Source organism: Methanosarcina sp. DH1, from assembly GCF_020804205.1.
In the GTDB taxonomy this organism is placed as follows: Archaea; Halobacteriota; Methanosarcinia; order Methanosarcinales; family Methanosarcinaceae; genus Methanosarcina; species Methanosarcina vacuolata.
Window position 1 is genome coordinate 22429 of the sequence record NZ_WJBJ01000021.1, and the last position, 18108, is coordinate 40536.

At 41.2% G+C, this 18108-nt stretch carries 13 protein-coding genes; 5 read left to right on the forward strand and 8 right to left on the reverse strand.

Translation table 11 applies throughout. From position 1 onward, the window contains the following. Entirely contained in the window at nt 1–1020 is a 1020-nt protein-coding gene (locus FXW07_RS11425; protein ID WP_229395546.1) for a glycosidase, read from the forward strand. 265 nt (nt 1021–1285) lie between these two features. On the opposite strand, the gene FXW07_RS11430 is transcribed toward FXW07_RS11425, so the two are convergent. Further along, nucleotides 1286–2833 (reverse strand): PKD domain-containing protein, encoded by a 1548-nt coding sequence (locus FXW07_RS11430; protein WP_229395547.1) that lies wholly within the window; start codon nt 2831–2833, stop codon nt 1286–1288. 316 nt (nt 2834–3149) lie between these two features. Further along, nucleotides 3150–3740, reverse strand: a complete 591-nt coding sequence (locus tag FXW07_RS11435; protein WP_229395548.1) for a UPF0228 family protein — start codon at nt 3738–3740, stop codon at nt 3150–3152. Between the two features lie 843 nt (nt 3741–4583). Here FXW07_RS11435 and FXW07_RS11440 point away from each other — a divergent pair. After that, nucleotides 4584–4745 carry a hypothetical protein gene (locus tag FXW07_RS11440; RefSeq protein WP_156151025.1) on the forward strand — a complete coding sequence of 54 codons (162 nt, stop codon included), beginning with the start codon at nt 4584–4586 and terminating at the stop codon, nt 4743–4745. 287 nt (nt 4746–5032) lie between these two features. Further along, a complete protein-coding gene (locus FXW07_RS11445) occupies nt 5033–5473 on the forward strand; it encodes a universal stress protein (RefSeq protein WP_229395549.1) in 441 nt (146 codons plus the stop codon). A gap of 65 nt (nt 5474–5538) precedes the next feature. Here the strand turns inward: FXW07_RS11445 and FXW07_RS11450 are convergent, their stop codons facing one another. The 3 genes from FXW07_RS11450 to hdrA2 all read right to left on the reverse strand — a co-directional run bounded on the left by FXW07_RS11450 (nt 5539) and on the right by hdrA2 (nt 10016). Further along, entirely contained in the window at nt 5539–5754 is a 216-nt protein-coding gene (locus FXW07_RS11450) for a winged helix-turn-helix domain-containing protein (protein ID WP_082091085.1), read from the reverse strand. A gap of 429 nt (nt 5755–6183) precedes the next feature. After that, nucleotides 6184–7638 (reverse strand): 4Fe-4S binding protein, encoded by a 1455-nt coding sequence (locus tag FXW07_RS11455; RefSeq protein WP_229395550.1) that lies wholly within the window; start codon nt 7636–7638, stop codon nt 6184–6186. Beyond that, nucleotides 7638–10016: a CoB-CoM heterodisulfide reductase HdrA2 gene (gene hdrA2, locus FXW07_RS11460; RefSeq protein ID WP_229395551.1), complete on the reverse strand. Its 2379-nt coding sequence runs from the start codon at nt 10014–10016 to the stop codon at nt 7638–7640. Before hdrA2 ends, FXW07_RS11455 begins: the two co-directional genes overlap by 1 nt. A gap of 1255 nt (nt 10017–11271) precedes the next feature. Between hdrA2 and FXW07_RS11465 the strand changes: the two genes are divergently transcribed. Both FXW07_RS11465 and FXW07_RS11470 read left to right on the forward strand, forming a co-directional pair. After that, entirely contained in the window at nt 11272–12753 is a 1482-nt protein-coding gene (locus tag FXW07_RS11465; protein WP_229395552.1) for an aldehyde dehydrogenase family protein, read from the forward strand. A 51-nt stretch (nt 12754–12804) separates the two neighbouring features. After that, nucleotides 12805–14208, forward strand: a complete 1404-nt coding sequence (locus tag FXW07_RS11470) for an aspartate aminotransferase family protein (protein ID WP_229395553.1) — start codon at nt 12805–12807, stop codon at nt 14206–14208. Nucleotides 14209–14801: 593 nt separating this feature from the next. Here FXW07_RS11470 and FXW07_RS11475 read toward each other — a convergent pair. The 3 genes from FXW07_RS11475 to FXW07_RS11485 form a co-directional block, all read right to left on the reverse strand. Next, on the reverse strand, nt 14802–15212 hold the full coding sequence (locus FXW07_RS11475; protein WP_229395554.1) for a potassium channel family protein: 411 nt from the start codon (nt 15210–15212) through the stop codon (nt 14802–14804). A 102-nt stretch (nt 15213–15314) separates the two neighbouring features. Beyond that, entirely contained in the window at nt 15315–16727 is a 1413-nt protein-coding gene (locus tag FXW07_RS11480; RefSeq protein WP_229395555.1) for a hypothetical protein, read from the reverse strand. A gap of 273 nt (nt 16728–17000) precedes the next feature. Beyond that, nucleotides 17001–17783 (reverse strand): ABC transporter ATP-binding protein, encoded by a 783-nt coding sequence (locus FXW07_RS11485; RefSeq protein ID WP_229395556.1) that lies wholly within the window; start codon nt 17781–17783, stop codon nt 17001–17003. Nucleotides 17784–18108: the final 325 nt, after the last annotated feature.

The window sequence follows — 18108 nt, forward strand, 5'->3', positions numbered from 1 at the left end:
ATGACCTGGAAAGACCATGGGGAGCTATTTATACGGTCTAGAAAAAATCCAATACTTACGGTTGAAGACTGGCCTTATCGAGCTAATTCAGTATTTAACCCTGAAGCTGCCATAATTGATGGTAAAATTCTGTTGCTGGTCAGGGTTGAGGACCACAGGGGTTTTTCTCACTTTACAGTTGCAAGGAGTGAAAACGGAATTGATGGCTGGGAAATTGACAGTGAGCCAACCTTTTTTCCGGACCCCGTAAATTACCCTGAAGAGATATATGGCATTGAAGACCCGCGCATAACTTACATCGATGAGATGGGAAAGTGGGCTATAGTATATGTGGCTTTTTCGGATAGTGGCCCCTTGCCGGCTCTTGCCTTTACCGAGGATTTTCGTAACTTTGACCGAGCAGGACCGTTGATGCCACCTGATAATAAAGATGCTGCCGTTTTTCCTGTAAGGTTTAACGGCAAATGGGCTATGTTACACAGGCCTGCGCCTACTACTCACACTTTGAAGGCTAATATCTGGATCTCCTTTTCGTATGATATGAAATCCTGGGAAAAACCCGAAGTTCTTCTGTATGCCAGAGAAGGTGGATGGTGGGATGCTTATAAAATCGGCTTATGCCCGCAGCCGCTCCGTACACCTGAAGGCTGGCTAATTATGTACCATGGAGTACGCCAGACTACCTCAAAAATTAGTTACAGGCTCGGGCTGGCTCTCCTTGACCTTGAAGATCCCACAAAAGTGCTCCGCAGGTCGGAAGGCTGGATTTTCGGGCCTCGTGAGCCATACGAGCGCAGTGGAGATGTCAATGACGTTGTTTTTCCCTGCGGATGGGTCTTAGTAAACGATGAACTCCGCATTTATTACGGAGCTGCCGATACATCGGTATCAGTTGCCAGCGCAAAATTTAGCGATATCATGGAGTATATCTGCGGATGCCCTGGAAAACAGTGCCCTGAAGAATACTGCAGGCGGTTTGAAGAAAACAAGGGAAAGACTATTGATCTGAGAAGAAGATAAATCTGGAACTGAATATGGATTGTCTACTGAAAACCATAATCCTGTATATTTAGTTTTAACATTGATATGGAAGAAACCTAATGTTTAATGCATCCTGTCTACTGTTTTTCTAACTCTATGCCAGATCGCGCAAGAAAAGGTGTAGAATTAGATATGTTTTATCTCAAGTCTGGAAGGTACTGGTTCCAACCGTCCACCTACCTTTCATTTAGTCTCACATAGGCAAACGTTATAAAAAGTTCCCCACTCCTTTTATGTTAACCTTTTATTTGTTTTCAGAATATATACCAGGTCTTGTATCTGTTGTCACTTTTATGAAATTTGTCTTCGTTATAGTATTACTGCCTGCGGCATTGCTTACTGTAAGCGTAATCTTATAGTTTCCTTTCTGTGTATACTGATGTGTTGGATTCTTTTCTCTTGAAATTGTTCCGTCCCCAAAATTCCATTTCCATTTAGTTGGTGTTCCTGTACTTTTGTCAGTAAATTTAACTTTTAATGGTGCTTTTCCTGAGGTGGGAGATGCAGAGAATGCCGCAACAGGTTTTGTTATCACTATTATATAATCTGTTTTTGTTACCTTGTTACTGCCTTTAGCATTCTTTACTGTTAAGCTAACAGTATAACTCCCTACTTTGGAATACTTATGCGTGGGATTCTGGAGGTATGACTTTGACCCATCTCCAAAGTTCCAGTACCAGGAAGTTGGGGAGCCAGTGCTTGTGTCAGTAAATTTAACGTTTAATGGTGTTTTTCCTGAAGTAGGAGAGGCAGAAAAATCAGCAACTGGAAGGCTTGGGCCATAACTGAGAGTAGCCATGTAAATACCTCCTGGACTGCGATAGTCCTCCCACACTATTCTGTCCCCGTAGATGGCAGGCGATCCCTGAGATGATTCATCGGTAGTTATCTGAGTTTCCGTAGAAGTAGAGAGGTCGTACATGTAAATATCATAGTTATCACTATCTGCTGGCACGTATTTACGACCATCCGTCCACACTATTCTGTTACCATAGATGGCAGGATCACATGAATAAGAATCATACTCGCCTAAATCCTGTGTAGTGGAAGTGGAGATATTATACGCAATAATAAAGTAGTGTGCCATGGCATCTTCATGCATACATACGACTCTGTCCCCGTAAATCTTGGGATTGTCATTCTGGCATATCTCATTATAAATGCAAGTTTCCTTTTTAGTGGAAAGATTGTACATGAAAATATCGAATTTATAATCTATACTGCGATTGTCCTCCCATACAATTTTATCTTCGTATATATCAGGATATTTCTGTGTTGATTCATTAGTTGTTATCTGGTATTCGGTGCAGGTAGAAAGGTCGTACATATAGATGTCCCAGTTTCCATCAGCCCAGTTTCCTTCGTCCAGGCTTCCTCCATTGCGGCCATCCATCCAAACAATCCTGTTGCCATAGATTCGGGGTTTCAATGCTTTTCCACTGGTTGTAATCTTATTTTCCTTTTTAGTGGAGAGATCGTACATGTAGATATCCCGGTTTCCATTTTGATCATCATCCCAGACGATTCTATTTCCGTAAATAGCGGGGTCGATCTGATTTGATTTACTGGTGGTAATACGGTTTTCCTTTTTAGTGGAAAGATCATACATGTAGATATCCCAGTTTCCATTGCGGTCATCCTGCCAGACTATCCTATCCCCGTAGATAGCAGGTGCTGATCCACTGGTACTGATCTGGGTTTCAGTGATCAGTGGTGAATTATTTTGTGCGGTTGCTGCCGATGCTGTAGATATAACGAAAATTAGAAAAATCAGAGCTGCTAATGCTAACACTGTTGGATACAATTTTTTGTTAATTTTCATTATCTTATTCCTATATCTTCCTTTTATATTTAATATAAAAAATGTTAATACTTTGGTTATTTAAATTTTTAAACTTTCTCGTTCGAAGACTCTGTTCCAAAAAAAATAATCCCAAAATAAAAAGAAATAACATCGGATATCTTCACTTTCTGAAATCTGGTGGCATTATCCGATAGCGTTATATTTCTTACATGTGAACAAATTTATGATGTAAATGGAGATATTTTTAAATTTTCAGTAAATATATGAAATTTACTTTTACCCATACAATTTGAGGAGGATACAGCTAATAACGGTAATCAAGATATATAGAGAAAATATTTTCGTTCTTTTCGAGCTCACTTTTTATTCTGATTGCATCTTTTTCCGGAATCCAATATCTGGATCCATCAGGTTTTTCAAAACGAATATAACACCAGGTAAACTTTTTCACTTGAATATCATATTTATCGAGTATTTCAAGAAAATTTTCATCTTGAACAGCTTGTTCAGATACCGTAAACACGTGATAATCTCCTTTTCTAATAACTTGAGAAGGAGAAGATATAATCCAATCTCTTTTTTCCTCTTTCATTTTTTGACTTAGTTCACGTCTTATATCCCAATTGTCTTTGTCTAACATTATATAGTATTTGTCCGCCACATGATCAATATTGTACTTTATGCTATAGTTCATAGTAAGGTTGTAGCTTTCAAGAATGGTTTGAACTTCCGAATCGGAAATTCCATCTTCAAATTGAATATACATATCACCTACCTTAAGCTCATCGTTAACTTGCGTTTCCGTATCTACTGGTGTTTTTACAAATAACCCTGCAATTATTACTAGAATCAGAAAAACAATAAAAAAAGCAACTTTCTTGTTAATTCTACTCATACCAATTACCCCAAAAAAGTGAAGAGTTTTAGCTCTTCACTTCACATATATATGACAAGTTTCAGCTCCCCAGGTTTCTATAAATTGGTGCCCCGATCCAACGGGTAGTGGAGCATTAATCTTCAAATAGTGTAGTCCAACGCCAGAATCTGAGTATCTTCTACAGACTAGAACATGCCCTGGAATCAGACTAACTACATGTCTATTGTTTTTTATTTTGGAGGTAAGTTGACTAAAAATTGGAGTCCCATCGTCAAATGAACCAGTTTTCCCTAACCCTCCTTCAGATCTGTTTGTTCTATAATAATATGTCTGGTCATCAATAGCAACCACTTCATCCATCATTTGATAGATGTGCGTTTGGGTTACCTGGAAGGTACTTTTGAACTCCATAAACTATTACTAATACATTATATATAAGCCACAAACTTTTTCACCAGATCATTAAACTATCCATATTTCATACTTTTTTTCGAATCATTAATTATTTCAGAATCCTTGATTATTGGATGATTTGGCCACAAGTAATTTATTTGAGTATACACCCCAACTCATATTCAAAAATATATATAGAGCCTATTCCAGAACCCAAAATTGTGTTCAGAATCTCGGATTTGGAATGATCAATCAGTTTCTTATCTTGGAAAATAGTTCTGAAACTTTTATTGGTTGAGAAAAAATTGGTTTTGGGACGAGCTCATAAAAATGAAGATAGTTGGCGCATAGATCTCAACGATGAGCCAAGCATAGCAAAATGTATATTCACTTGGTAGTATAAAAGTAAAGCAGTACAATGAAATAAAGAAAAACTTAATCAAAAATTAAAATAATAGAGGTATGTATATGGGCGAGTTTAAAAGAATGTGCAAAAAAGCTGCAAAAATAGCTTTTGGTGTTGTTGTAGGCGTTGGTTTAATTGGTTTTGTTAAAGGCTTATGTGTAGGCTATTTAATTGGTCATTACAAAGGTAAGCGTAGTTTGCATAACATAAAATGTACTGATTAGACAGAAAAAAAGCAAAAATAATAGAGATCTGGTTAATCCATCGATAAATTCGACAAATTAATAACAGATTCCTTTGCATTAGTTGGGGGTTTGCATTGCCTTGTATTTCTTGTCGAAAATTTCATAATTTTAATATATTCTTCCACCACTATACCTTTTCTGAAAGATCAAAAATTTTCGAATGGATTTCCTGGCCTCACTTCATGAAACCCGATGCTATTATATTTCTTGCAAGTGAATGAATAACTGGGGGATTTTGCATAGAGAACGTTACTTTTAACAAAATAATGATTGCAACTGACGGTTCGGTTTGCTCAAGGCTTGCTGCCAATAGAGGGATAGAACTTGCCAGGTTAAGTGGAGGGACGGTTTACGCAGTTTATGTAATATCAACGGAGTATTTTTCTTCGATGGCTGTGGATTTTAACTGGGAGAGAATGCATGAGGCTTTGAGAAAAGACGGATGCAAAGCCGTTAATTATGTAAAAGGAATAGGAGAAATGGAAAATGTCAATGTCAAGTGTGTCCTGCTTGAAGGTCACCCTGCCACTGAGCTGATCCGATATGCCGAAGAAGAGAAAATGGATATTATTGTCATGGGTACTCTTGGCAGAACAGGAATTGATCGGTTGCTTTTAGGCAGCGTTGCCGTAAATGTTGTACGGCACTCAAAAGTCCCTGTTATGGTCGTAAGAGAAAAAGGCAAGTCTGAAGAAAAAGCAAGCTAATAGAAACATAATGGAGAACCATTTTGATGTAAAACAGAGTATATTATCAAAAAATTCAAGAATGGTTATTTCAATCGGACATACCAACGATTGGATTCTTTATCAATATTGATCTTATCTTCTCTAGCAAGCCAGCCAATAGACATCAAAGCCATTTGAGAATCAAAACCATTGGCACTTAGGTGAATCTTTACCTGGTTCAAACTGCATTCACCTTCTTCTAGCTTGTGATACAACACTCCTGCAGCTTCTCCGATTTTTAAGTTCATGTTCTCTGGCATATTTCTCACCAATTTCATCCTCATAACTGTTTTATTTTAAAAAGAAAGTACGGTTTTCAGAATTATAAGTTTATGAATTCCAAATAGGCAGACCTTAAATAATATGTTGGGTCAATATATTAGGTTTTTCTGTAAAGGTCTTTTCCAATAAGTAAAAATGGTTTAATATTAAAGTGAGAATTTCGGCTCTTCTTTGTTTTGTGTGGATATCCTCATAATGTCTTCATAAAAACCAATGTGGTCTCGAATTAAAAATCGTCTTATCCACATGGAGTGACGAAGAGCCATTATAACTTTTACTTCCTTCAATTCTCACTTTTACTTTCTTCAATTTTCACTTTTACTTTCTTCAATTTTCACTTTTACTTTCTTCAATTCTCACTTTTACTTTCTTCAATTCTCACTTTTACTTTCTTCAACTTTCACCGTTTAACCTTCTATTTTCTTTTTCACAGCTGCAGCTGCATTTTTCGGAGAGTCCGTTTCCCAGAGTTTCCTGACTTTTGCGCTCCTGAGAGCTGGCATTAAAGCCTCAAGCTTCGCCTGCACGGCTGCAAGCATTTCCTCGTCAACTCCAGGAGGTGTTATGCCCATGAACTTCTGGGCTTTAAGGGTCTCGGTTTCCCTGGGTATTGCACGGTCGACTCCTTTCCTTACTCCAGTTTTCAGGGACTCGATTGCATCCCTCCACTGGGCAGCCCAGGGAGCATCAGGAATATCGGTGTGGTGGACATCGGTCCTTTCCACTTTAATAGCGTCAAGGTGGCATGCCTTCACACAGGCTCCACAATAGGTACAGAAATCCGCTGCAAAAGCAATTTTTCGCGGGTCTTCAGGATCTGTGGGCACATACCAGAGTTTGGAAGGGCAGACATTGAAACAGCCGCGACAGCCCTGGGGATCGCATTCCTTCAGGTTTGTCTCAATAAGGTCCAGTCCTCCTTCCATAGGTTTTTGCAGGTCTATGGCTTCATACGGACAGACGGTCTTGCAGCGGGCGCACTGTGTACACTTCAGCTCGTCTACCTTAACATTTCCCTCAACTTTCGGAGCCTCGCATGGGCGTTCCCCTTTAACCTTTATTGCTTCTTCAGGGCAGATGTCCTGGCAGAGTACACAATAATCGCATTTATCCTCGTCCACAAGGATCTGCTCGAAAGGCACGGGATTATCAGGTGTGGGCTCACGCTCGAGCAGGATGAAGGCATCACAGAACCGGGCGCAGATTCCGCAGAAATTGCACTTTTCAGTGTCAATTTCGATCTCTCCTTCTGCCCCTTCCTTTAAAGGCGCAATCTCCTCTTTTTTCGGGAAGGTGAATTCAACTTCGATTGCATCCTGAGGACAGGCTCCCTCACAGAGAGCGCAGGGGAGGCATTTCTCGTTGATCTTAACAAAGGCATCGTACTTCGGATACCGTTTCTCATCAGGAATTTCCCCCACAGCCTCAAAGGTTATAGCATGCACAGGGCAGAGGTTTGAGCACATCCTGCAGAAGGTACATTTCTCAAGGTCCATCATCACCGCAGGTGCATCAAGCCCGGTTGCAATCTCATGAAGAGGCCCCATTTCAAGAGCTTTTGTTGGGCAAATTTCTGCACAGATTCCACAACCATTGCAGCGTTTGTAATCATAGTCCAGAGTTTTGATGGATTTCTCGGTTGTCTGGGTATAAATAAAATGGGAGCCCTGAAGGTCCATACCGGTCGTAACTGTGATCTTTTCCTGGGCTTCACCCTCAGCAGTCTCCGGAGCTTCAGCTTCGAGGTCCTCGGCTTCAAAATCCTCGGTCTCAACGGCTTCAGGTTCTGTAACTTCGTTTTCTCCGGCCCCGCAGCAGCCTCTGCAGATGTGAACTTCCTGTTCGGTGTGTTCCTCGCTCATTATGCCACCTCCTCAGGTTCGGCTTCGGGTTCTCCAAGCTTGAGTTCGGTTCCTATGGGCCCTACTTCTTCAAGTTCCTTTACAAACTCGCTAATTGTGTTTGAGAACCGTTCTCCTTCGGCAGCCGAGATCCAGAGGGTCCTCAGCCGTCTGGGGTCAAGTCCGATTTCCTTTATAATTTCCTTTAAGACATCCATCCTCTGTTTTGCGTCAAAGTTCCCGTGGATATAGTGACACTCGTCCATCCTGCAGCCCGCAACAAGCACTCCGTCGGCTCCGCCTTTTAAAGCTTCAAGCACGAATTCCGGGTTTACCCTTGCCGAGCACATAGTACGGATAACCCTGATGTTTGTCGGGTAATGGAGCCTTGACATCCCGGTCAGGTCTGCACAGGCGTAACTGCACCAGTTGCAGAGGAAAGCCACAACGAAAGGACTCTGGGACCTGTGAGCAGTTGCAGCCCGAACCTGGGCAAGAATCTGTTCGTTTTCGAAGTTTCGCATCTGGATTGCCCCTGCAGGGCATGCAGCACTGCAGTCTCCGCAGCCATAACATGAAACCTCATCTACAACAGCCTTTTTATTCTCTATTTTGATTTTCCCGAATTTACAGACCTCAAGACATGTACGGCACCCAATGCACTTTTCTGGATCAACATGGGCTCCCATAGGATCGGCTTCAAGCTCTCCTGTCCCGAGTAGCTGCATAACCTTGGATGCACATGCACTTCCCTGAGCAATCGAAACCTGGATCTCTTTAGGTCCTGAGGCGCAGCCTGCAAGGAAAACCCCACTGACCGGGGCATCTACAGGGCGCATTTTCGGGTGAGCACTTGCAAAGAACCTGTCAGGCCGCCTGGCAAGGTTTAACATCCTGCCTATGCCTTCTGCTGCCTTGCTTGGCTCATAGCCTGTTGAGAGCACAGCAAGGTCACAGGCCTCTTCTTCGATCCGGGATTCAAGGGTATTTTCATACCGGAGTACAGGCCTGCCGTCTTCGCCTGCGTAAATTTCGGCAACTTTTCCCCGGATGAAATCAACGCCCATAGTCTGCGTCCTTGTATAGTATTCCTCATACATCTCCCCTGCAGCCCGGATGTCGATGTAGTGGATTGTGATATCGGTATCAGGGTAGCGTTCCTTAACCATCTGGGAATTCTTGAGTGCAGCCATGCAGCAAACCCTTGAGCAGTACTCATTGCCAACGGTTTTATCCCTTGACCCGACACACTGGATGAACGAAACGCTTTTTGGTGGTTTGCCCGTTGAAGGTACAACGACTCTCCCACCTGTAGGCCCTGCAGAGTTAAGCATGCGCTCAAGCTGCATATTTGTTATAACATCAGGATATTTCCCAAATCCGTACTCCTTTTTCCGTGATGCATCAAAGAGCTGGTAACCTGTTGAAACAATAACTGCTCCGGCTTCAAACTCAATCTCTTCAGGTTTTTGCTCGTAATCAACAGCATCGGCAGGGCAGGCCTGTAAACACAGCCCGCAACCTACACAGTGGTCAGGGTCTATGAGCACTACCTGCGGGACAGACTGGGGAATTGGCATATATATGGCTCTGGACTTTCCGACCCCGTAATTCATAGGGTTATCGATTTCTACAGGACAGACCGCAGAGCAGAGGTCGACACAGCCTTTGCACTTGTCCTCAAGTATGAACCTGGGCTTGCGTGTGACTTTTACGTGGAACTTGCCGACAGATCCGGAAATATCGGTAACTTCGGAGTAGGTGTAAAGTGTAATATTCGGATGGTTCTGAACTTCCGTCATTTTAGGGGCAAGCACACAGATGGAGCAGTCGTTTGTAGGAAAGACCTCATTCATCAGGGCCATTTTGCCCCCGATTGTGGATTCCTTTTCTACCATTGTGACTGGAAAACCGGCTTCTGCAAGGTTCAGGGCTGCTTCGATTCCGGCGACCCCTCCTCCTATGATCAGGACATTTCTGCTGGCTTTTGAACTTGTTGCACTGAGTTCCTTGAGGAACTTTGCCTTCGCAACTCCCATCCTTATAAGGTCAAAAGCCTTCTGGGTCGCCATCTGGGGGTCATCGGCGTGTACCCAGGAGCACTGCTCCCTTATATTTACCATTTCCATAAGGTAAGGGTTCAACCCGGCTTTTTCCATTACATGCCTGAAGGTCTTTTCATGCAGCCTTGGGGAGCAGGCAGCTATTACAACCCTGTCTACTTTATTTTCTTTTATATCCTTAATGATGCCTTCCTGTCCGGAATCGGAACATAGAAACTGTACTTCCCGGGCGAGCACCACATCTTCCAGTTTAGCCGCCATTTCCTGCAGAGCTAATACATCTATTACTCCAGCAATATTTAGCCCGCAGTGGCAAATGTAGACTCCGATTCGCATAATTGGTGACTCCATATATCTGTGTTTTATGTTGAATGTTAACGATTACGTCAATCAGTTTTTAATATGTTTTACATATAACTTGAAAGTTATAATTTCTGAGAGTTTCTGGACCATAATTCAGAACCGTGTATCCATGGCATTTTATTATACAGAAAAGTCAGGTTGGTACAGCTGATCAACAAAGACTTTTTTTAAACTGAGAGGGTTTTTATCAGTTCAAGTTCATGAATTTGCTAATACCAGTTCAGTTATTACTTATCAATTAATTTGTCACTCAGTTGTGAACTAGGCGCTCAGTCACAAATCAGTTACTTTTACATATCCCTATACATTATCTTTTGAACTGAATAAAAATATAGGTGTTTTATACAAAATCAAAACCTTTATTTTATCAAGGGGATTCAACTCAGTATCCTTGTCTATATTGGGCTATTTTTAAATAAAACTAGAAGAAAAATTAACAAAACTGCAAAAATTTGAAATCGGTGTGCATAATCGATTAAGCAAAAATGGGAGCTTAAACTTACTTTTTTATAACATAACATAAATAATATTTGTTTTTGTGATAATATAAGGGTTTCTATAATATATCCTTATACAGATATATTGAGAAGTTAATATAAAAATCAACATTTTCTAATACTTAGATCTGCTGTAAATCAGAATTGGTAGATGACTAATCAAAAATTAGTGGTCAGGGAAATTGGTGGAGGACTAATCAAAAATTAGTGGTCAGGGATTAGGATCTCACGAGAAATTGACAGGGAACATTAAAAATATATTTGAACTTTTTGTTAAAAAACAAGATCAAGGAGTACGCCTTTTCTACCTGCACCGAATACCAGATAACAACTAATGAATCAACACAGAAATACATTGGTCGTGGGACAAATTACTCCATATGTATGGCAGAGTTAAGGTGAGAAAATTAGATAGGGGTTGGAATGTAAAATACAATATGTAATTTAGCCTTGAATAACTTTATTGAGTATTTAATAACTATATTTGGCATTTAATAACTTCATTTGGTATTTAATAACTTTATTTGGTATTTAATAACTTTATTTAGCATTTAAAAACGTCATTTCGCCTTTTTTACCTTATTTAATATCTATTTAACCTTTAATAATTTTATTTTCATCTGCTTAATAAGAAGCGGGATTCTCCAGCAGGCCAGGAAAAGCCTTCTGTAACAAAAGATTTCTGGAATATATTTATTTCCTTGTATATTCATGCTTTTATGGGGGATTTTATGGTTCAGGAGTACAAGCTGTTTATAGGGGGAGAATATAAGGACTCTTCAACCGGAGAGACTTTTGAGGACATAAATCCGGCTACTCTGGAAAGCCTGGCAGCAATACAGGTCGCTGGATCCGAGGACGTGGACAGGGCAGTCGAGGCTGCTGAAGCAGGGTTCAGGCTCTGGAATGAGGTCCCGGCTGCAAAAAGAGCTGAGGTACTCTTCAGAGCAGCCCGGATTTTGCAGGAACGGAAGGAAGAACTTGCTGTCCTTATGACAGAAGAGATGGGAAAGGTGCTGCCTGAGACAAGGGGAGATGTACAGGAAGCCATTGATATCACAAATTATGCCGCAGGGGAAGGAAGGCGGATGCTTGGGGAGACGACGACTTCCGAACTCAAGGAAAAATTCTGCATGACCGTACTCAGGCCGATAGGAATAGTTGGCTTAATAACGCCCTGGAACTTTCCGATTGCCATTCCCGCGTGGAAGATTATGCCAGCCCTTGTAGCTGGAAACGCGATTGTTTTCAAGCCTGCAAGTGACACGCCTCTGCTTGCCTTCAAGCTGATAGAGGTGCTTAGTGAAGCAGGCTTGCCTCCCGGAGTGATAAATCTTGTAACAGGGCCCGGAGTAACTGTAGGGAAAGCTGTAGTCCAGCATCCTCGCATAAAGGCTATTTCCTTTACAGGCAGCCTTGATACCGGGAAATGGATAATGGAAGAGTGTTCGAAAACTATGAAAAGGGTCTCTCTGGAACTCGGAGGCAAAAACCCGGTAATTGTTATGGATGATGCCGACCTTGAACTGGCCCTTGAGGGTGTGCTGTGGGGAGCTTTCGGGACTACCGGGCAGCGCTGTACTGCTACGAGCAGGCTGATTCTGCATGAGAAAATAAAAGACGAATTCATAAAAAGGCTGCTTGCAAAAGCAAAAGCTCTCAGGATAGGCAGCGGACTCCTTCCTGAGACAGACATCGGGCCTGTAATCAACAAAGCGCAGCTTGAGAAGATCGAGAGATACGTGAAAATAGGAAAAGAAGAAGGAGCAACTCTTCTTTATGGGGGAAACAGAATCGATCCCGGGCTTCCTGGCTATTTCTTCGAGCCCACAATATTTACGGATGTCAGGCCGGACATGCGGATTGCACAGGAAGAGATCTTCGGTCCAGTACTCGGGGTTTTTACGGTTTCAGACCTTGAAGAGGCAATCATGCTTGCCAATAATACCAGATACGGGCTTTCTTCGGCAATCTACACTGGAAATGTAGGAAACGCTTTCAGGGCAATCGAAAAAATCGAAGCCGGAATCACATATGTTAATGCTCCTACAATAGGAGCAGAAGTCCATCTCCCCTTTGGAGGCGTGAAAGGGACAGGAAACGGTTTTCGGGAAGCCGGTACTGAGGCCGTCAAGGAGTTTTCCGAGGTAAAAGCTGTGTATATAGACTACAGCGGCAGGCTGCAAAAAGCCCAGATTGATTCAACGGAATAAAATTCACAGGATTAAAGTTCACGGGTGTGGGGAAACTGGGGGTAGTGCATTTTGGCTCAGGAGAAAACCGAAGAATTTGAAAAGGTGCAGGGAGTGAAAAAGCCGGGAAAAAATAAAGCAATGGAGACAGAACAGTATTTTGATTTTTTTGAGCATGAAACAGGAATGTTCAATACCATTGGCCCGAAAGCCAGGGAGATGATCGAACAGGACTGTAAAATAACATCAGCCTGTACAGCCCGTCCCTATCCTCTGGTTGTGGACAGCGCAAAGGGTTCCGTAATCAGGGATATTGACGGAAGAGAATACATCGACCTGGTTGCAGGAATTGCTGTTATGAACGCAGGCTACTCCAATCCTGAGGTTAAAGCTGCAATCTCAGCCCAGCTTGAAAAAATGACTCACTGCGGATATGGAGATTTCTTTGCCGAGCCTCCTGTGAAGCTTGCAAAAAAGTTAGCAGAGCTCTCAGGCTATTCAAAGGTATTTTACTGTAACAGCGGGACTGAAGCCGTGGAAGCTGCAATCAAACTTGCCTTCTGGAAAACAAAACGGCAGGGTCTTATCTCTTTTTATAACTCATTTCACGGCCGGACTCTGGGCTCCCTCTCTCTGACCTGCTCAAAAGCCAGGCAAAAGGAACATTTTCCTGCGTTTCGCACAGCTCATTCCCATTATGCTTACTGTTACCGCTGTCCCTTTAAACTTGAATATCCTTCCTGCGGGATCGAGTGTGCAAAAGATCTTGAAAACCTGATTTTCAGGCGGGAATTGAGCCCAATGGACACTGCTGCAGTTTTTGTGGAACCGGTCCAGGGAGAAGGTGGATATATCGTCCCTCCTCCTGAGTTTCATAGGGAAGTAAGGCAAATCTGCACTGATAACGATGTCCTCCTTGTAGCAGATGAAGTCCAGGCAGGCTGCTTCAGGACAGGACCTTTCCTTGCAATGAAAAATTTTGGGGCCAGGGCTGAGATCTCATGCTTTGCAAAAGCTCTTGGAGGAGGGCTTCCACTGGGAGCAATGCTTGCAGACCGCGAGCTTATGGACTGGCCCCAGGGGGTTCATTCAAACACCTTTGGAGGAAATCTTCTGGCTTCAGCCGCATCTCTTGCATCTCTTGAGTTTCTGGAAAAAGAAAATATTGAGGGCCGAGTAAAGGAGCTTGGTTTCCAGATGAAGCAACGCCTGGGGGAGCTTCAGGAAAACTTTCCATGCATAGGGGATGTACGTGGCCTCGGCATGATGCTCGGAGTCGAGATTGTAAAACCTGATAAATCAATAGACCCGATACGGAGGGATAGAATTCTTAGGGAAGCCTTTAAAGAAGGAATTCTGCTCCTCCCCTGCGGGGATTCGGTAATTCGGTTTTCTCCACCGCTGGTTATTACAGATGAAGAACTCGACTCTGGACTTGAGAAATTCCAAAAAGCTCTGAAAAAAGCAGGCATTTGATCTTCCGAAAAATATAACGAAATAAAAGAGTTTCCGGATATACATAAAAATAAAAAGACTTTCTGGCTGAGTTTTGCAGCCTTCATAAATAAATTAAAGGATTGTTCAATATGTTTCTGCCCAATAATTGAATGAAAATTGTAATGTTTTTATGTAGAGATTACATATATAATAATATGGAATATAAGAACAATGATCTGCTTGAGAAGGACAGTTTCGCGTTGATTATTTTCATAACTGCGATTGCAATGGCAGTAAGTCTCCTAGGGATAATCATCTGCATTAAGGTAACACATCTCTAAAAAGATTTTATGGAAATTGAGATGATTATATTCCGATACATGAGTAAGAGACGACATATGAGTCAGAGATAACACATGAGTCAGATGACATATGAGTCAGAGATAATACATGAGTAAGAGACGACATATGAGTCAGAGACAATACTCTGAAAAGTTATCGAGATAAGATTGAAACAGGTTAAAGGACAAATTATGTATAGCCATGCGCACATTTACAGTACTTAGAAGTTGATCATAATAAGTAAGTCGAACAGTTCAGTTTCTCAGCATAGCTTTTTCCTGTTATAAATGCTATTTTTTCTTCCTGATCTTTCCCAGGTATCCTAAGAAATAAAATTTGTTTTCAGAATTTTTGACTTCGTTTTTTTTCTCCACTACTTCGAACCTTTTATCTATAATATATTCTCCAATCGGATTGATAAAACCAAGCAGGATTCCAAGCCCTATAAAAATATAAACTACAGTAAAAATTTTTCCCAGGTCCGTTTTAGGGGCAAAGTCTCCATATCCCACCGTTACCAGGGTTATAACCGAAAAATAGAAAGAGTCGAGCCATCTCCAGCCTTCGACTTTATGATAAAAGACAGTTCCTCCTGCGAGAGTTATCACAGTTAGATATAGGAGGGACCTGAACTTCGGATCTTTAAGCAGCGTTTTTAGTGTTTTCAGAAATGTCCAGAATGTGTAAAGAAAAGGAATCATTATCTTTCTCTCCAAACATATTTTCAATCTGAGATTAAAAAAGGTATGTTCAAGCTGTAAATTCTGACGTAACTGGGGGATGACTGAGATATTATACGACTATTAGAAGCGCGGGCTTTCAATCCTGTCCCACTTTCTGAAGCTTTGTCCAAGCAGATAGAGGGAAAGAGGCACCAGCAGGAAGTTTACAAGCACATAGTACGGGCCAAACATTGACAGAATAATGTTAACCAGCAAAAGAGGCATGACTGAGAGTGTATATACTGCGAAAGTCCTGCCGTTATAGAGGTTTATTGAAGGGGAAAGCCCTGTCAGGTAAATAAGTATCGAAACCATGTAAAACGACATTGAGAGAAAAAGCAGCAGGGCTGGTAGTAGAAATGCAGGGTCTTTTTTAAGGATGAGCAGGATAAGAAGTATAAGCGGAACCAGATTCAAGAAAAGGTAACTGTTGAGTTTGCTCCTTATCATGTCCGAAACTTTCAGGGGAAAGAAAGCATATGAGGAAAAGATATCGTATTCTGTAAGCCAGTTGTACATTGAAGAAGAAAGTACTCCCAGAACAAGGGAAAACAGGATTAAAATATTTAAAGCTGGGAGCACCTTTCCCAGGGCTGAAAGGAGCATCCAGATAAGAGCTGCAGGCAGCAGGAATGAAAAAATTAACTTTCCGAGTCCTCCCTCACTCCTTTTAAGGTCAAGGAAATCCTTTGCGACAAAAGCTGCATACCTGTAAGAACCAAATTCCTTGCAGAGCCTGGAAAATGAGTTTGAAAAACTCTTTCTTGCCTGGGGAAAATCCACCTTCAGGAAAAGCAGGGATAAAGCTGAAGGAATGATTATAAGCCCAGAGGAAAGCAGGAAACAGCTTTTAGAAGGAAGCAGGAAAAGAGAAAGGCTAGGTAGGCTATAAAAGATTCTTGAATCCAGATTTCCGGAAATAAAAAGCAGGAAAACGCAGCCTGCCAGTAAACTCCAGGTCAGCAGCTTTCCGGAATAGGCATAGATAGTAGATAAGAAAAACACCAGGGAAAGCCCGATCATAAAAGAAAGAGAAAGTGTCAGTAGAAGGAGAAGGATAACAGGAAAATGGAAGTTTCCTGCAGGGATAAAGGCTACAGCAAGAGCAAAACCTGCAATGAAAGGCAGCACATAGAGGACAAAGTAGTATACGATATCTTTTATAAGGAAGTTTGCAAAGATCAATCTCTCTGAAACAGGAAGCGTCCTTGCAGAATATGCTATCAGACTTGCTTGCCCAAAACGCCGGTTCATAAACTCTCTGCCCATAAGCCCGAAGGCGCCTACCATGCCTCCCAGAAGTAAGAAAAGATAATGCATTCCGAGTGCGATCTGGGCATACGTAAAGATTTCGCTGAAAACCGGCAGAACCATACTTACGAAGAAAGTAAACAGGAAGATAAAAACCGGAAATAGGGAAAAACCATTGTTCCCGAAAAGATTTGAATGCATTCGCCATTCTTCTTTGAGCATGCTTTTGAAAATCTCAAACATAAAATCCCTGCCAGCTATATTCTAGTTTTAGTCTTGATTTTGCGCCATTTTACGCTCGTTTTTGTGATATCTGCTCTTATTTCAGGCAATTTTTGCTTTTAATTTCAGGCAATTTTTGCTTTTATTTTCAGGCAATTTTTGCTCTTATTTTCAGGCAATTTATTCTTTATTTCAGGCAATTTTTACTCTTATTTTTGTGTTAATTTGCGAATTCCTGTGTGATAAAAGAGTCTTACATCCTGAAATGTTGTTATGCATACTATGCAGGCATAATCAAACCAATGCCGAATTCCCTGGTTGGCCTACCAGTTCCAGAAAGAATTCTTCAAAGTTTCTTTCCTGAAGGGTAAGATCGTCCAGGCGACCTGTATATACCAGTTTTCCTTTGTAAATAATCCCAATGCTGGTACAGATCTGTTTTGCAATTTCGAGGATATGTGTTGAAATAAAAACTGTTCCTCCGTTTTTCACATAACCTGTGAGAAAATCCTTTACTTTTCTCTGCATTACAGGGTCTAGATTGATTAGAGGCTCATCAATAATTGCTAGCTCCGGCTCGTGCAGGAAAGCCTGGGCAAACATCAGTTTCTGCCTTGTGCCTCTTGAGAGGTCTTTGCACAGTGAATTTTTCTGGTCGCCAAAATCCAGGAATTCGAACCATTTTTCACAGGCTTTCTCATAGTTTTCCATTTTCCGGATATTTGCAACAAAATAGAGGTATTCTTCTGCCGTCAAAAAACTCGGGGGAGTTTCCTGTTCAGGAACAATACCTGCAAGTTTCCGAACCCGAACAGGGTCTTTGAGAACATTCACTCCCAGTACCCTGATTGAACCTGAAGTTGGCTTTATTTGACCGGTAAGCATTTTGATTATGGTTGTTTTTCCTGACCCGTTAGGACCCAGAAGCCCGAAAAGCTCACCTTTTCCAATCGAAAGGGAAATGTCATTTACTGCCTTTGTACTTCCATAGGACTTAGAAAGATTTCTGACTTCAATCATCTTTAAGGCTCCTGAAAGCCCGACATTTACAGGCAAATAAGATACGATACCAATCATAGAGTAAATTAGAGTAAAGTAGAGTAAAGTAGAGTAACTTAAAGGAAATTATATAGTGATTAGTTGTAATATAATACAGAATAAAAATTTACTATAAGTTCTCATTGTCTAAAATATATAAAAGAGTTTCGGAGGATATTTTTGAATTTAATTCAGAACAGGAATGGTATTGTTTGGGTTGTGAAATATGGAAAAATAAAAAAAGTTTAAAGTTAAATTATTTCCGAATAAAACAAAAATATAATTTTATTAAAAATATTTATTGAAAGAATTTTATTAAAAATATTTATTGAAAGAATTTTATTAAAATTATCTATTGGAATAA

Excerpts from the sequence above, each read along its gene's own strand:
- FXW07_RS11425 (WP_229395546.1), top strand. The coding sequence starts at position 1 with ATGACCTGGAAAGACCATGGGGAGCTATTTATACGGTCTAGAAAAAAT.
- FXW07_RS11435 (WP_229395548.1), bottom strand. The coding sequence starts at position 3,740 with ATGAGTAGAATTAACAAGAAAGTTGCTTTTTTTATTGTTTTTCTGATT.
- FXW07_RS11440 (WP_156151025.1), top strand. The coding sequence starts at position 4,584 with ATGGGCGAGTTTAAAAGAATGTGCAAAAAAGCTGCAAAAATAGCTTTT.
- FXW07_RS11445 (WP_229395549.1), top strand. The coding sequence starts at position 5,033 with ATGATTGCAACTGACGGTTCGGTTTGCTCAAGGCTTGCTGCCAATAGA.
- FXW07_RS11450 (WP_082091085.1), bottom strand. The coding sequence starts at position 5,754 with ATGCCAGAGAACATGAACTTAAAAATCGGAGAAGCTGCAGGAGTGTTG.
- FXW07_RS11455 (WP_229395550.1), bottom strand. The coding sequence starts at position 7,638 with ATGAGCGAGGAACACACCGAACAGGAAGTTCACATCTGCAGAGGCTGC.
- hdrA2 (WP_229395551.1), bottom strand. The coding sequence starts at position 10,016 with ATGCGAATCGGAGTCTACATTTGCCACTGCGGGCTAAATATTGCTGGA.
- FXW07_RS11465 (WP_229395552.1), top strand. The coding sequence starts at position 11,272 with ATGGTTCAGGAGTACAAGCTGTTTATAGGGGGAGAATATAAGGACTCT.
- FXW07_RS11475 (WP_229395554.1), bottom strand. The coding sequence starts at position 15,212 with ATGATTCCTTTTCTTTACACATTCTGGACATTTCTGAAAACACTAAAA.
- FXW07_RS11480 (WP_229395555.1), bottom strand. The coding sequence starts at position 16,727 with ATGTTTGAGATTTTCAAAAGCATGCTCAAAGAAGAATGGCGAATGCAT.
- FXW07_RS11485 (WP_229395556.1), bottom strand. The coding sequence starts at position 17,783 with ATGATTGGTATCGTATCTTATTTGCCTGTAAATGTCGGGCTTTCAGGA.